Genomic DNA, 15,825 nt, shown 5'->3' on the forward strand with positions numbered 1-15,825 from the left:
CCTCCCATCATCTCTTTATCTCTCAATCCTGGCTGTCATGCGGATTGCTGGCAGGCCGCCACCAACTGACGAATTCTCACCAGCAGGTCTTCCTGGCTGTAGGCTCCTTTTTGCAGGATTTGTTCAACGTAGCCGCGCAGTCGAAACTGGTCTTCGGCCGTAATGTCTTTGGCGGTGATGATAATGACAGGGAGCGATCGCCATGCTTCGTGGCGCTGTAATTCTGCGACGAAACCAAAACCGTCCAGTTCCGGCATCATCAGATCCAGCAGGATTAGCTCTGGCTGGACGGTTTGCAGCTTTTCTAGGGCCACACGCCCGTTTTCGGCTTCGATCACCTGCCAGTGTTCTTTTTCCAAAAGCTGGCGCAGCAGGTCGCGGTTGGTGGGGTCGTCTTCCACCACCAGAATGGGGCAGGCAGGGCGAGCGCACTCATACTTTTTCAGCACCGAGAGCAGCTGGTGGCGATCGATTGGCTTGATTAAATAGTCCGACGCACCCAGCGCATAGCCCATGTTCTTGTTGTCCAGCATCGTCAGCATAATCACGGGAATATTGGCCAGGTCTGGATTGCTCTTAAACGCCGACAGCAGCATCCAGCCGTCCATCTTGGGCATCATCACGTCTAGCGTAATGGCGATGGGGCGAATGCTTTGCGCCAGGGTCAGTCCTTCTTCGGCGGTGAGGGCGCTGTGGACGGTGTAGCCTTCGCGGGCAAGCTGGCGGCGGAGCAGGTCGTGAATCGCCGGGTCGTCGTCGATCACCAGAATCGGGCGATCAGGGCGGGAGGAACTCCCTCCAAAATCCTCGCCCTCGTCAACCGATGCCATCTGATCTGCGTCAGCATCGGGTGCAGCATCAGGATGATGAACGACCTGGGGCAGCGTCATGGTAAACGTACTGCCCTTGCCCAGGATGCTGGTGACGGTGATATTGCCCCCCATCATCTGACAAAACCGCTGGGCGATCGCCAGTCCCAGCCCCGTGCCGCCATACTTGCGCGTGGTCGAAGCGTCTGCCTGGGTAAAGGCTTGGAACATCTTTTCCATCTGCGCCTCGGTCATGCCGATGCCCGTATCCGTCACCTGGAAGCAAATTGCGGGTTGAGTTGTTTTGGGATGCAGGTGCTTTTCAACTGTGAGCGTAATCGTGCCGTTTTCGGTAAATTTGGCGGCGTTACTCAGCAGGTTCAGCAGATTTTGCCGCACCTTGGTCAGGTCGGCGTGCATGGTTTCTAGCTGGGGATCGGTGTGAACTACCAGGGTATTGTTGTTTTTGCTCACCAGCGGGCTGACCGTGTGGACGACCTCGCTGACTAGATCGGGCAGACAAAATTCTTCCAGGTACAAATCCATCTTGCCCGCCTCGATCTTCGACAAGTCCAGGATGTCGTTGATTAGGCTGAGCAGGTGTCGTCCGGCGGTGTGGATTTTCTGCAAATCGGGAACCAGATCCTCCTGTCCCAGGTCTTCTGCCTCTTCTTGCAGCATTTCGCTGTAGCCAATGATGGCGTTGAGCGGCGTGCGGAGTTCGTGGCTCATGTTGGCCAAAAACTGGCTCTTGGCGCGGTTTGCTTGCTCTGCCGTTTCCTTTTGCCGCAGCAGTTCCTCGGCCCGCTGGCGCTCGGTGATGTCGCGCAAGGTCAGGATGATGCTCTCCACCGCCGGATTATCCAGCAGGTTCGTGCCTACGGCCTCTAGCCGGGCCCAAGAGCCATCGATCCGGTGCAGTTGGATCTGAAAGGGCAATGTAATTCCGGGCTGGTGGACGGCGTGGTGGATGGCGATGCGGGCGGTGGTGTGGTCGTCGGGATGGACGAACTCAAGCAGGGGCTTGCCGTACACATTTTGCGGGTCGTAGCCCAGGACGGCTTTGAGGGCGGGGCTGCTGTAGCGGATTTGGCCGTCGGCGCTGAGCAGCATGACGATATCAGACGTGTTTTCAATAATCGAGCGAAAATATTCTTCTCGGCGGTGTAGTTCAGCCTTGGCCTGGTGTAGCCCCTGTTCGCGATCGCGCACTTCCCCCACCATCCGCTGAAACACTCGCGCCAGCGTGCCCAGTTCGTCTTGGCGGCTGGCCACGTCTGCCAGAGTTTCTGTGTCAAAGTCTTCTGTTTTCACGGCGGCCTTGATCGCGTCGGCGGCATCGGTGAGGCGGGCGACGGGCTGCGTGACGCGCCGCGACAGGAGCAGCGACCCCAACAGTCCGGCGGCCATGATGCCCGTTGAGGCCAGGGCAACATGATACAGATCGCGCTGGAGGGCACTGCGAATGGAATCGGTGGATAGATAGACCAGCGTTGCCCCCTGAATCCAGTTGGCGTTGCCCCGAATCGGCACGGCGACCTTCAGCAGGTTTTCGTCTAGGTAGGTTTTGGATTGTCCAGTCTCTAAAACGTGCAGCAGCTTGGCGCGATCGCCCGCCGACAGACTGACAATATTGCCGCTGCTGGAGGTGACGCTGCGGGCCAGGTTGTTGAGCTGGCGATCGACAATCCGAATGCCCACTACCGCATCGCCATCCACCAGTTCATTGGTCAGGCGCTCCAGCCCAATCTGCTGGGGCAGGGTTTTGAGGATTTCGGCATCGTGCCCGATTTGCACGATACGGGGCTGATCGACCCCCGCCACGGCGACATACTTGAAGATTTTGCCGTCGGTATCCCTCGCTCGCGCATCCACATCGACCGTGGCCGCCCCCCCCATCAGCAAGGACTGAAAGCTGAGCGCCTGGGGCTGCTGGCTGCCCAGGGCAGACTGGTTTTTGTATTCCACCTTGCCCTCACGGTCGGTAATCCAAAATTCGTCGATCGCCGTGGTCTGGGCTAGGTCTTCTAGCTGCTGATTGATTTCGGCGGGGCTGAGGTTGGCCTGCTGGGCGATCGCCACCAGCCTTGCGGTGAGGGCCGCCTGGGCCAGCATTTGGTCGCCCATCATCGTGTCTACATCGGCGGGAACCTGGTTGGCAAACCGCGACATCCGCGCCAAAAACTCCGCAATCAGTAACCCGTTGGACTCCGTTTGCGCCAGGATCGACTGGCGAGTCCCCCAGGACAAAACGCCTGTTGTAACTGCGACCGTTGCCGCCAGCAGCGAGGTCACCATCAGCAAAATGCGGAGTTGGAGCTTCATAGCGCACTCGACAAATGAAGGAGAACAGCGTCGCGAATCTGGTTGAGAAAATTGCCCAAGAACCCCGCATCAGGCTGATCATGCTGAAGAAACTGCTCTAGCCGACCATTCAGCCGGGATTGGTCGGCCGGGCTGAGGTCGCGGGTGAGTAGGCTGATCACCGGGGGAACGCGCCCGCCCATTGTTCGCAGCGGGTAAACATGCTGAAACCCCTCTTTGGCCAGCACCAGCAAGTCCACCAGCAGCACGTCGGGCAGTAGCGCATCCACGGCTGAGGACGATTTTGGACTGGGGTGGGGCAGGGTGTCTTGGGGGCGATCGCCCTCCGTCACGCGCCAACCCGCCTGCTCTAGCACCTGTCGCAGGATGGAGCGCGTGGCCCGGTCTTGATGCACCAGCAGCGCTCGATTGCCCCCCTTAAGCTGTGGCGCTTGGTAGGTTTGCAGCAGGGCCGTCAGTCGGGCAAAGTCTGCGGGCCGGGTGAGCTGGTCGGCAATGCCCAACACCATGCCTCTGGGCGCATGAAGTCCGGCGGGGAGTTCGGCTGGGGGTGTGGCGGTCAGCATGACGGGAACCCCTGCCAGCAGCGGGTCGGCCTTGAGGGTCGCCAGCACGGCCCAGCTATCCAGCGCGGGCATCAGCACATCCAGCACAATCAGCTCTGGCTGTAGCTCCTGCGCCAGCCGCAGCCCCTCCTGCCCGCACCAGGCCGTGACCACGCGATAGCCCTCTTGGTTCAGGCTTTGCACCATCCAGTCGCGGATGCCTCGGTCGTCGTCGATGATCAGCACCAGCGGGCGATCGCGCGTCGAGGGTTCCTGGGGCTGATAGACAGGGGGAAAGCGGGCGGGGCGATCGCGACTGACCAGAGGCAGCCGCAGCGTAAACGTAGACCCATGCTCTGGCTCACTCTCCACAGAGATCGTGCCGCCCAGCATCTCGCAATAGCGATAGCTAATCGACAATCCCAGCCCTGTCCCGCCATAGCGCCGGGTAGAGGACTCGTCGCCCTGAGCAAACGGCTGAAAAATCTTCTCGCGCTGCAATGGAGCAATCCCAATCCCCGTATCGCTCACCCGAAACTCTACAAACGCTCCGCTGGGTACAGGGAACGCTGCCTCTGCCGCAAATTTCTCTCCGTCCTCCCAGCCTGCCGCCTCCAGCCCCTTCACCGCCACCGTCAGCGTAATGGAACCCTGTTCTGTGAACTTGGCGGCATTGCTCAGCAGGTTGACCAAAATCTGCCGCACTTTCGACAGGTCGCTGTACATCGTGCCCAGATGATCGGGACACTGCACTTGCAGCGTGTTGCCATGCTCCAGAACCAGCGGACGCACCGTGTTTACCACTTCTTGCAGCAGTGGGTTTAGCACCACTGTCTCCAGATCCAACGACACCGTGCCTGCCTCCAGCGCGGAAATATCGAGGATGTCGTTGATGATGCCCAGCAGGTGTTGCCCGGAGGTACGGATTTTCCGCAAATCGGGAATCAGATGGGTGATTCCTTCAGCCTGCAAGTCTTCCTGCACAATTTCGCTGTAGCCGATGATGGCGTTCAGCGGCGTTCGCAGTTCGTGGCTCATGTTGGCTAGAAACACACTCTTTGCGCGGTTGGCGGCTTCGGCCGACTCTTTTTCTGCCTGGAGCTGCCGCAGGTAAGATTGCTCTTGGTCGCGGAGCCACTTGCGCTCTAGGCAGGCTCCCGTCCGCGCTTGCAGCAGCACTGCGTTCAGCGGTTTGAGCAGATAATCTTCGGCTCCCAGTTCGATGCAGCGCACCACGCTATCCAAGTCATCGGCGGCAGAAATCATAATCACCGGAATGCTCTGAAGCGCCGGGTCCGCCTTCATCTTTTCCAGGGTTTGCACGCCGCTGAGGCCCGGCATGATGATATCCAGCAGCACCAGGTCAAACGGCTGGCTTTGCAGCAGTTCTAGCCCTTCTTGCCCGCTTTCTACGGTTGTCACCGAGGCCACCCGATCGCTGAGGCGGCGAGCCACCAGCAGGCGCGTTACCGCTTCATCATCAATGACCAGTACCGATCCCCAGCCCAGCTTCATAGGGAAACCTCCCGAACCCTGGTGGGACGGTGGCGAATGCAGGTTAACACCAGATCATGGACTTCATGCAGCAGTTCGTCGCGGCTGTAGGTGCCCTTTTGCAGGATTTGCTCCACATAGCCATTTAGCCGCAGATGGTCGGCCGGGGTGAGGTCGAGCGCGGTGACGACGACGATTGGGAGCGATCGCCATTCGGGATTCTCCCGCACCGCGCTGATGAACTGAAAGCCATCCATCTCTGGCATCATCAGGTCAAGCAAGACCAAATCGGGGCGCTGTTGTTGGAGAACCTGTAACCCTACGCACCCGTTCTCGGCCTCAGCTACCTGCCAGTGTTCCCGCTCTAGCATTCGGCGAAACATCTGGCGGATGTCGGAGTCGTCTTCGACTACCAGCACCCGACGGGTTTGCGTCGCATCCCCTGAGCGATTGGACTGGAACTTTTGCAGCAGGTGGGTGAGCCGCTGATAGTCAATAGGTTTGGTGAGATAATCCGCTGCACCCAGGGCAAAGCCTCGGTTTTTGTCGTCCACAATTGTCATCACGACGACAGGAATTTCAGCCAGGTCGGGATCGGCTTTGAACGCCGATAGCACGCTCCAGCCGTTTGTGTCGGGCATCAGCACGTCTAGCGTGATGGCATCGGGGCGAATCTGGCGGGCAAGCTGCAAGCCTTCGATGCCGTTGGCGGCCGTTTCTACCCGAAAGCCTTCTTTGGTGAGGTAGCGCTGCACTAGGTCGCGCACGGCGGGGTCGTCGTCGATCACCAGCACGGTTTTGCGATTCCCACAGGGATCGCTTTGCAAATCGCCCAAGTCAGAGGAGGGGTTGTCGCAGGACGGGCGATACTGCTCCGCGACAGTGCTGCGATCGCCCTTCTGAGAAGTCTCCTGATCCGTGTCAGCAGCAGGGTTCAGAACGGGCAGCGCTTCAATCTGCTTGGGATCGACCACCCGCATCGGCAGCCAGATCGTGAAGGTGCTGCCCTTGCCTACCTCGCTCGCCACGGTGATGTCGCCGCCCATCATTTGGCAAAAGCGGCGGCTGATGGCCAGTCCTAGCCCCGTGCCGCCATATTTCCGCGTAGTCGAAGCGTCCGCCTGGGTAAAGGCCTGGAACACCTTCGCCATCTGCTCGACCGTCATGCCAATGCCCGTGTCGGATACTCGAAACAGGAGGAAGGGGGCAGGCGCAAGGCTGAACGGCGCGTCGGGGTTATCGTAAGCAAGGCTAGTGACTTCGCGCTTTTCGACCGTGAGGGTGACAGTGCCGTTGTCGGTGAATTTAGCAGCGTTGCTGAGCAGGTTAAACAACGACTGGCGCACCTTGGTCAGGTCGGCGTGCATGGTGCCCAGGTCGTCGGGGCAGTGAATCGAGAAAGTATTGTGGTTTTTGGCCATAAGCGGCTCGATGGTCCCCTGCACCTCCAGCAAGAGCAACTCTGGCTCGAAGGTTTCCAGGTATAGCTCCATCCGGCCAGCCTCGATCTTGGAAATGTCGAGGATGTCGTTGATCAGCGCCAGCAAGTGCTGCCCTGCACCGCGAATTTTTTCCAGATCGGGCACGATGTCGCCATAGCCAAAGTCGTGGGCATCTTCTTGCAGCATTTCGCTGTAGCCGATGATGGCATTCAGCGGAGTGCGTAGCTCGTGGCTCATGTTGGCAAGGAACTGGCTCTTGGCGCGGTTGGCCTCTTCGGCGGCTTCTTTGCCCCTGCGGAGGGCTTCTTCCGCTGCTTTGCGATCGCTAATATCTCGCTGCACCGAGATCCAGTGGGTGTATTCGCCGCCTTTGTCGGCAATGGGAACCATCTCGATTTCCACCCAAAACTCGGAGCCGTCCTTGCGATAGTTAATTAGCTCTAGCTGAACCGATTTCCACTGCGCTAGGTCGGCCCGCGCCCGTGCCACTGTCTCTCGGTCGGTGCCTGGCCCCTGGAACATGGCAGGATTTTTGCCGATGACCTCCTCCGGCGTGTAGCCCGTCATGTGGGCAAAGGCTTCGTTCACGTAGACAATCTTGAGGTTTGCCGGGTCGCCGACCTCCATGATCATCACCGCATCGTTGGTGTTGACCACGACCGACTCCAGCAGGCGCAGGCGTTCCTCGGTTTGCTTGCGCTCGGTGATGTCAAACAGCACCCCGTCCAGGCACAGCAACTCGCCGTTTTCGTAAATTCCCTGTCCTTTTTCGTAGACCCAGCGGATGCTGCCGTCTTTGTGCTGGATGGGGAATTCCAAGACATAGGGCTGCTTTTGGGCGATCGCCTCCTCCACCGTCTGGGCAATGATCAGTTGATACTCCGGTGGAGTAATGTCATTCATGCTCAGCCGTCGATTGCCGATGAACTCCTCTGGCTCATAGCCCGTCAAGTTGCGAATCGGGTCGCTAATGTATTCCATCGTCCAGTGTTCATCGCAGGCGCAGCGATAGACCACGCCCGGAATATTGTTCACCAGGGAGCTAAAGCGGGCTTCTCGTTCGCGCAGGGCCGCATCGGCCTGGTAGCGAGCGGTAATATCCTGAACAATACACACCAGCCCACCATCGTCTAGCGCCGTGAGAAATACCTCCTGGGGAAAGGTGCTGCCATCTTTGCGGGTGCCGATTGCTTCGCCGCGCCACTGGCCGGTCTGGGCAAACTCCGGCATGACCTCCTGCTGAAATCTAGCTAACTCCTTAGATCGATAGAGCATAGTCCAGGATTGACCGATGAGTTCCGCTGGGTCGTCATAGCCATAGATGGTGGCGTGGGCGCTATTGAGATAGAGAAATTCACCTGCTGCGTTGAGGATGCCCACGCCTGTAGCGGATGCCTCGATTGCTGCCAGTTGTCGCTTCAGGGTTTCTTCAGCCTGCTTGCGCTGGGTGATGTCTTCGACTGTGCCTTCGTAATACAGCAGGTTGTCTTGGTCATCTCGAACGGCGATCGCATTTTCGGCAATCCAGATAATCTCTCCATCCTGGCGATAAACCTGGGACTCAAAATCCTCTACTGCGCCGTGGGCCGCCATCTGGTCGATAAAATCCTGCCGCCGAGTGGGGTCTACGTATAGCTGATGCTCGATGTCTTGCAGCGCCTCCATCAGCGCCTCGACAGACTCGTAGCCATAGATTTTCGCCAGAGCGGGGTTGGCGCTGAGATAGCGGCCGTCGGCTGTAGTTTGGAAAATGCCCGTGACCGCGTTTTCAAAGATGCTGCGGTATTTCTCTTCGGCGGCCCGCAGGCGGCGTTCGCTCTCGGCTAGAGCCAGTTCCGACCGTTTGCGCTCGGTGATGTCCATCGTCACGCCGACCAGCCGCGTGGGGTTGCCCTCGGCATCGCGCAGCACCCGACCACGGCTGGTGATCCAGCGCAGGCTGCCGTCCCGCAAAAGGACGCGATATTCTGGCGCATAGTCGGCCCCGTCTTGGAGCGATCGCGCTTGGGCTTCGTTCACCCTGTCGCGGTCTTCAGGATGGATAAATTCAAAAAAGTCGGCATAGGTTCGGGTAAACTGTCCGGCTTCTAAGCCAAAAATGCGCTCTGCTTCTTCTGACCAGTTTTCTTCCCCCGTGAGGACGTTCCAATCCCACGCGCCCATCTTGGCCGCACTCAGCGCCATCCGTTGCAGTTCCTCGCTCTGGCGCAGCGCCTCCTCCGACAGCCGAATTTTGATAAACTGCCCCACTTGGCTGCCAATCGTCGTCATGACCTTGAGCAGGTCGGCATCGGGCTTTTGTGCCTCGCGGCTGAGGAAACACATCACGCCCAGCACCTCGTCTCCATTCAAAATGGGAAACCCCAACCAACTCCGCAACCCTAGTGCTTCGATCAGGGATCGGCGAACGGATCTTTGCAAAAAGAAATCATCACCAGCGATATCACCCAGCCAAAGCGACTCGCGGCTTGTGGCGACCTGTCCGATGATGCCTTCGCTTTCGTCAAAGGGGCGTTTCCAAAAGTCTGACTCAAGCTGGGCTGCGTCTAGCTGTGGGCAATGCCAGCCTGCCACATAGGCCAGCGTTTTGGTTTCTGGGTTAAGGCGGCGCAGTTCACCCACGTCCCAGTGAAAGCTTTCGCAAATCGTTTGAAGAATTTGGGGTGCAGATTCTTCCAGGGTGGTGGCTTCCGACAGGATGCGGGTGAGGGCGTGCTGGGTGGCGAGGCGAGTCTGCGATCGCCGCTGGCTAACCAAATTGCGGGCAAACGAGATGAACACATAGAACACCGTCGCCAGCACCAGCAGCGCAAACGCTTCGACAGTATAAATCTTGCGGGCAAATCCCTGAATTCGCTGCTCCAGCAGGCGATCGATCTGGGCGGAGGTGTCTTGCCACAAGGCATGGCTGGCGGCAAGCATTTCAGTCGCGGCAGCCTCATACGCCGCGGGATCATACGCCGTGGGCTGCACCTGCACGGTTTTGGACTGGGCAATGGCCGCCCTCAGCGCTGCCAGAAACCGATCGGTTTGTTGGGTTAGCGTCTGCATCGGCGCTTCCAGGGGGATTTGCAGCGCAGGATTATTGTGAATGGCCGTGTTCAGGCTGGTGCGGCTGTTTTGCACGATTTCCTGGAGCCGACCCATCAGCACAAGCAGGCGGCCCTTTTCTTCCGGCGAGAGCGATCGCCGCTGTACAACCAACTCCCCAAGCTGCTGCAATTGCGCCATCAGGTCTTGAGCGCTGGGCAGCTTGAGCAGAGCCAGATCCATCAGGTAATAGCTATCCAAATCTGGATCAAGAATCAGGTTAGAAACGTCGCCGACCTGGGAGATCAGCCCGCGAACCTGAGCGATCAGATCGGTGTACCGAGTTTGCACCTCGTCGGGAGGGAGGGGCGTGCCCGTCGCGTCTACCCCAGTCCGAAGCGCGTCCCAGCTTTGCACCAATGCCCTGTAGCGCTCTGGGGTCTGGAGGCGCTGCCCAAACTGCTGTTCAACCGCTTGCAGTTGTGCCAGATCCAGGTCGATCTGGTTCTGAAACGCTTCCTGTGACTGGGTTAACGCCTCCAAGGACGAATCTTGGGCTGCCTGCTGGGCCAGTCGTCGTCCCTGAGGCAAGTCCAGCATCAACTGCTCTAGGGGGCGCAGGTAGGCGTTGCCGAAAATTTCATATTGAGCAAAGTTAATTCGCTGGTTGACTTCCGCCACCAGTTGGTAGACCACCATTGCAAACGGCAGGATAAAAATTAGCAGCAGCGCCACTAAGTTAATCCGCTCGGTGGTGCGGTTTTGCCCAAGGTTCTCCATATCCACCCTCTTTGGTGTGTGCTGGGGTCAGGTGCTAAAGGCGAGAGGCTGAGCTGAGACTAAAAGCCAGACTGCATTCATTCATTCAGGATTGCCGAACTTGTCAGACTTTGCTAGACGCGCTCTATGTCTAGACACGCTCTATGGCGCGAACAATCTCATCCTCTGCAAGGGCTGGTGTGAGCCTTTGAGGATGCTGAAATGAGGATGCCCAAACGGTTAAAAACTGAACGGTTTGTAAAAACTGAACGGTTTGCGGTTTGGCTTGGAGTTCGATGCTAAATTCGGTTTAACCCAATGGTTCTCTTTTGGCTCTCTTTACTAATTCCCTGATTCGCTTCAAAAATCGAGATTCGGTCTGCGATTGATTTGGTTGGATTTCGTCTGGCTTTGATGGTCAGGGGTAGACGCTGGGATAAAGCTGTGCCTGAAGGTCGGGCGATCGCCCTTAGTAGGTTCCTATTTCCCAAAAGCCTTCATTTCGTAACAGCAGTGCCGTAAAGTCGCTTTTTCAGTAAAAATGCGGTGAATGCGGTAGATGAAGTTCTGTGTTCACCCGGAGTTGCAGCGAGACTGTCTCTGGGCTTAATTTTAGAGTGCCCGAAATCTCAGTATTCTCGACTAAGGATCAGAATTTTTAACGCAAAGCATACGCAAGCTTCAAATTAAAACTCGTTGAAAGTGTGAAAATGTGGCAGTTTTCTGGCGATCGTCAACTGATTTGGGGCGATCGCACCTATCTCATGGGCGTATTAAACGTTACGCCCGATAGCTTTAGCGACGGCGGCCAGTTTGACCAGCTCCACGCTGCGCTCCAGCAGGCGCATCGGCTGGCAAAAGACAGTGCAGATGTGCTGGATATTGGCGGCCAGTCCACCCGCCCCCAGGCCGAAGATGTGGCGCTGGAGGAAGAGCTGCGCCGGGTGATTCCGGTGATCCAGGCACTTCGCCAAGGGACTGCCGATTTTGCGCCGCTGGATACGCTGATTTCCGTTGATACGACCAAGGCCGCCGTGGCCAGAGCGGCGATCGCTGTTGGAGCCAATATCATCAACGACATTTCGGGAGCGACCTTTGATGACGCAATGCTGCCCACCGTTGCCGAACTGGGCGTGCCCATTGTGCTGATGCATATTCGCGGCACGCCCAAAACCATGCAGCAGTTGACCGATTATCAGGATGTGGTGCAAGAAGTCTACGACTTTTTGGCGCGGCGCGTCGAGATGGCGATCGCCCACGGCATTCCCCACCAGCACATCGCCATCGACCCCGGCATTGGCTTTGCCAAGACCGCCGCCCAAAGCCTGGAACTGTTGCGCCGGATTGAGACCTTCAAGCCCCTGGGCTGCCCCATCCTGATCGGCCCGTCCCGCAAGAGCTTCATTGGGCATATCCTCAACCGGCCTGATCCGAAGCAGCGAATCTGGGGCACGGCGGCGGCCTGCGCGATGGCGATCGCCCACGGAGCCGATATCCTGCGCGTCCACGATGTGGCTGAGATGCGGGATGTGTGCCGCGTGGCGGATGCAATTGAGCGGGGAGTGTGAAGGTTAGCGTGCCGGAGCAGTGCAAGGTGAGATAGCGTGATAGAAATAGCGTCATAGAACACTCATACTCTAGTTCCCCCAATGCCTCGATTTCTCCACATCGCCGATATTCACTTGGGCTTCGACCGCTACGACAACAAAGTGCGGACGCAGGATTTCTTCTACACGCTGATGGATGTGGTCGAACGGTATGCGATTCGCGACGCGCTCCCTTCGGGCATTGCCCCCCAGGTAGACTTTGTGCTGATTGCGGGCGATCTTTTCGAGCATCGCAACCTCCAGCCGCACATCTTGAACCAGGCACAGGCAGTGCTATCCCTCCTCAAAGACGCAGGCATCCCCGTTTTGGCCATCGAGGGCAACCACGACAACCGACCCTACGGCGTGAATACAAGCTGGCTGCGCTATCTGGCAGATTGGGAAATGCTGTACCTGCTGGAGCCGGGGGACGTGGCGCAGAGCGAACCGTTCTATTCTCCCTGGGACGCAGAGACGAAGCGCGGCGGCTACATCGACCTGCCCTGCGGCGTGCGGGTGCTGGGGTCAAGCTGGTATGGCTCGACGGCTCCCAAGGCGATCGAGCAAATTGCCGCGGCCATTGGGGAATTGCCGCCTGCGCCAGGGCCGACGGTGCTGCTGTTTCACCACGGGCTGGAGGGGCAGATCGCTCGCTATCAGGGGGCGCTGCGCTACAGCGATTTGCTGCCGCTGAAGCAGGCGGGCGTAGACTATCTGGCGCTGGGGCATATTCACAAAAATTACGAGATAGAAGGCTGGGTGTTTAACCCCGGCTCCCTGGAAGCCAACAGCATAGACGAAGCCCGGTTTGAGCGGGGCGCGTATCTGGTGGACATTGGCCCAGACGGCATCCGGGCAGAACTGAAGCGCGACTATCGCCAGCGGCCGATTCTGCGGCTCAGGCAGTCCCTGCGCGGCTCGGAAACGGTAGAGGAGGTGGAACAAACGGCGATCGCCCTGGTTCAGCAGGCGATCTCCTTGGGACAACTCCAGCCCGATACGCAGCCAATTGTCGAACTGCGGCTGGAGGGTGAGGTCGGGTTTGAGCGGACGGAGCTAGACGTGCGATCGCTCCAGCAGCAGCTCCAGTCCCTCAGCAACGCGCTAATCTTTCTGCTGAAATTTGAGGCAGACGTGCTGACGTTTGCCTCTCCTCTAGGAGAAGAGGCCAGCCGCGATCAGGTGGAACGGGAAGTGTTTCTCGACCTGCTGACCGCCAACAGCGCCTACAAAAACCGCGCCCCCGCGCTAGCCCAAGGCCTGATCGACCTGAAAAATCGCCAGCTTGAAGGGCGGCCAGAGCCAGATCTGTATGAGCTAGTGCAATCCTTGCTGACGAGCGAGAACAGCGAGCGTAGGGATTAAGAGTGGCGGAGTGTGGGAGGAATCGGGTGTTGTTGGGTTGGTGCAGACCGTTGAGCCATGTTGCGCCGCAACGCTGAATTGTGCCGCAATGCTGAATTGCACTGCAACGCTGAATTGTACCGCAACGCTGAATTGCACCGCAATGCTGAATTGTGCCGCAACGCTGACAATGCTGAGGTCAAGCGCCACCCCCATCACACCGCTATTTGCCCCAATTGCGCTAGTCTAGCCATTGCAAAAGCTGGGCCCGACACGGTTCAAATACAGAGAAAACGTGTGAATCTCTCTGCACCCCCAAAGCTCCAGCCTCAAGCTCCACCCTCAGGCCCCAACCCCCGACCCCGATTTATTGACACCCGGTATGACTCGAAACAAACGCACGCGCTCCTTTGCGGCTTTTCTAGCCTCCCTGGTCGGATTCACGACCCTGGCCCCGGCGGCATCTGCCCAGGCTCCCGCGTCTCCCAATCGCCCCGCCCCTAGCGAAACCGTGGACTGCGAAATTCTGGTCGTCGGCGGCGGGCTGGCAGGCGTGGCCACCTCCTACGAGGCGCTGCTGGCCGGGCGCACCGTCTGCATGACGGAACTCACCGACTGGATGGGCGGACAGATCACCTCCCAGGGCACGTCGGCGCTGGATGAGGCGCGGCGGCAGCGGCAGTTGCTCTACTATTCCAAGGGGTATCTAGAACTGCGCGATCGCATTCAAAAGAAATATCGCAGGCTCAGCCCCGGCGACTGCTGGGTGAGCGTCTCCTGCTTTTTACCCCGCGATGCCGAAAAGATTCTGGAAGATATGCTGCGAGACGCGGCGCGAAAGGGACGAGGCCGGCTCAAGTGGTTTCCCTCGACCGTGATTAAGGAACTGGACTACACTGCCGACGGCAAGCAGATCGCCGCCGCCACTGCTATCCAGCACAGCCCTGCCCCCAATACGCCGCCTCTGAATACGGAGCCGCTGTCGCAAATCATCGAAGATGCCTACCGATACGAAAATTCCAGCCGTTTGAATAAGAAGGTGATCCGCTTCGTGCCCAAGGCGCGGCGGCAGCCCGGTGTGGCGGATTGGTACGTGGTGGAGGCGACGGAAACCGGAGAGCTAATTGCCCTAGCGGACGTGCCCTATCGGCTGGGCCTCGATCCGCGATCGCACCTCAACCCGTCCCTCCCCACCACCAATGGCGACCCCTACTGCACCCAGGGCTTTACCTACACCTTCGCGATGGAGCGCACGGCAGAACCCCAGCCCCAGCAAAAGCCGCCCTTCTATGAGCGCTATGAACCCTATTACGGCTACGACCCCAACCCGCGTCTGGCCGACATTGACGTGGTGTTTACCTATCGCCGCATCTGGAGTCCAGAGCCGCGTTCCACCGAGCGCGTGTTTGGCGTGTCGCGCCCCAAACCAGGCGATATTTCGATGCAGAACTGGGTCTGGGGCAACGACTATCGCCCCGGCACCGCCCGCGACAATTTGATCTATACCCGCCAGCAGTTGCAGGAGCGGGGACAGCTTGCTCCCGGTGGCTGGCTAGGCGGGCTGCGGACGGAAACCCTGGCGGCGGGCGAAGAACTGGCCCTGGGCTACTACTACTGGTTCACGATGGGCACGACGGATTCGCAACTGGGGGATGGGGTGAAAAAGCCTGCACCCAATCACCGCTTGCTGGCAGGGCTAGAGTCGCCAATGGGCACGGTTCACGGCCTGTCGAAATATCCCTACATCCGTGAAGGACGGCGCATTATCGGTCGCCCCACCTATGGCTACCGCAACGGCTTTAGCATGAACGAGTTGGACATCTCTAAGGCTGACTTCCGCGCCGATTTTTACCGCCAAAATCTGTCGCCAGAGATGTATCGCAACCTGTGGATTGCGCTGGCGGGGCTGGAAACTGTGTCGGCGATCGCCAAAAACACGCCCCCCGACCAGATTCAGCGCCGCACCCGCTCGACGATTTATCCCGACGCGGTGGGCATTGCCCAATACGCCATTGACTTTCACCCCTGCATGGCCTACTCGCCGCCCGAAGCACCGGGAAACATCGAGCGGCCGGGCACGCGCCAGGGCCACGGGCAAGCCTATCCGGGGCAAATCCCGCTGCAAGCGATGATTCCCCAAAAGCTGGATAATTTACTGGTTGCGGGCAAGAGCATCGCCACCAGCACGATGGTCGCCGCTGCCTACCGGGTTCATTCCTTTGAGTGGTCTGTCGGCGCGGCTGCGGGCACGACGGCCGCCTTTGCCCTGCGGGAAAACGTCCTGCCCTACCAACTGGTGGACGACCTGCCCCGCCGCGAACCCCAGCTTGAGCAACTCCAGCGCCTCCTCGTCCGCAACGGCAACCCGATCGAGTTTCCCGACACGTCGATCTTTAACCTCGACTGGGCGGATTGGGCTCCGTGGTAAGGGAGGGCGGAAAAAATGAAGAATGAAGAACGAAGAACGAAGAATAAAGAACGAAGAACGAAG

The 15,825-nt window shown here is 58.7% G+C and carries 6 protein-coding genes; 3 read left to right on the forward strand and 3 right to left on the reverse strand.

The window, feature by feature from the left end:
• Positions 1-35 precede the first annotated feature (35 nt).
• The 3 genes from HNI00_RS06045 to HNI00_RS06055 are packed head-to-tail and all read right to left on the reverse strand — an operon-like array spanning position 36 to position 10,425.
• The gene (locus HNI00_RS06045; protein WP_316791582.1) at positions 36-3,134 is read right to left on the reverse strand and encodes a response regulator; all 3,099 of its coding nucleotides are present in this window, start codon (positions 3,132-3,134) and stop codon (positions 36-38) included.
• The gene (locus tag HNI00_RS06050; RefSeq protein ID WP_316791583.1) at positions 3,131-5,194 is read right to left on the reverse strand and encodes a response regulator; all 2,064 of its coding nucleotides are present in this window, start codon (positions 5,192-5,194) and stop codon (positions 3,131-3,133) included. Before HNI00_RS06050 ends, HNI00_RS06045 begins: the two co-directional genes overlap by 4 nt.
• Entirely contained in the window at positions 5,191-10,425 is a 5,235-nt protein-coding gene (locus HNI00_RS06055) for a PAS domain S-box protein (RefSeq protein WP_316791584.1), read from the reverse strand. Before HNI00_RS06055 ends, HNI00_RS06050 begins: the two co-directional genes overlap by 4 nt.
• 689 nt (positions 10,426-11,114) lie before the next feature.
• Here HNI00_RS06055 and folP point away from each other — a divergent pair.
• From folP to HNI00_RS06070, 3 genes are all read left to right on the forward strand, one after another.
• Positions 11,115-11,972: a dihydropteroate synthase gene (gene folP, locus HNI00_RS06060; protein WP_316791585.1), complete on the forward strand. Its 858-nt coding sequence runs from the start codon at positions 11,115-11,117 to the stop codon at positions 11,970-11,972.
• Between the two features lie 81 nt (positions 11,973-12,053).
• Positions 12,054-13,355 carry a metallophosphoesterase family protein gene (locus HNI00_RS06065; protein WP_316791587.1) on the forward strand — a complete coding sequence of 434 codons (1,302 nt, stop codon included), beginning with the start codon at positions 12,054-12,056 and terminating at the stop codon, positions 13,353-13,355.
• A 361-nt stretch (positions 13,356-13,716) separates the two neighbouring features.
• On the forward strand, positions 13,717-15,762 hold the full coding sequence (locus tag HNI00_RS06070; RefSeq protein WP_316791589.1) for an FAD-dependent oxidoreductase: 2,046 nt from the start codon (positions 13,717-13,719) through the stop codon (positions 15,760-15,762).
• Positions 15,763-15,825: the final 63 nt, after the last annotated feature.

It is taken from the genome of Thermoleptolyngbya oregonensis NK1-22 (assembly GCF_032705245.1).
GTDB lineage: Bacteria > Cyanobacteriota > Cyanobacteriia > Elainellales > Elainellaceae > Thermoleptolyngbya > Thermoleptolyngbya sichuanensis.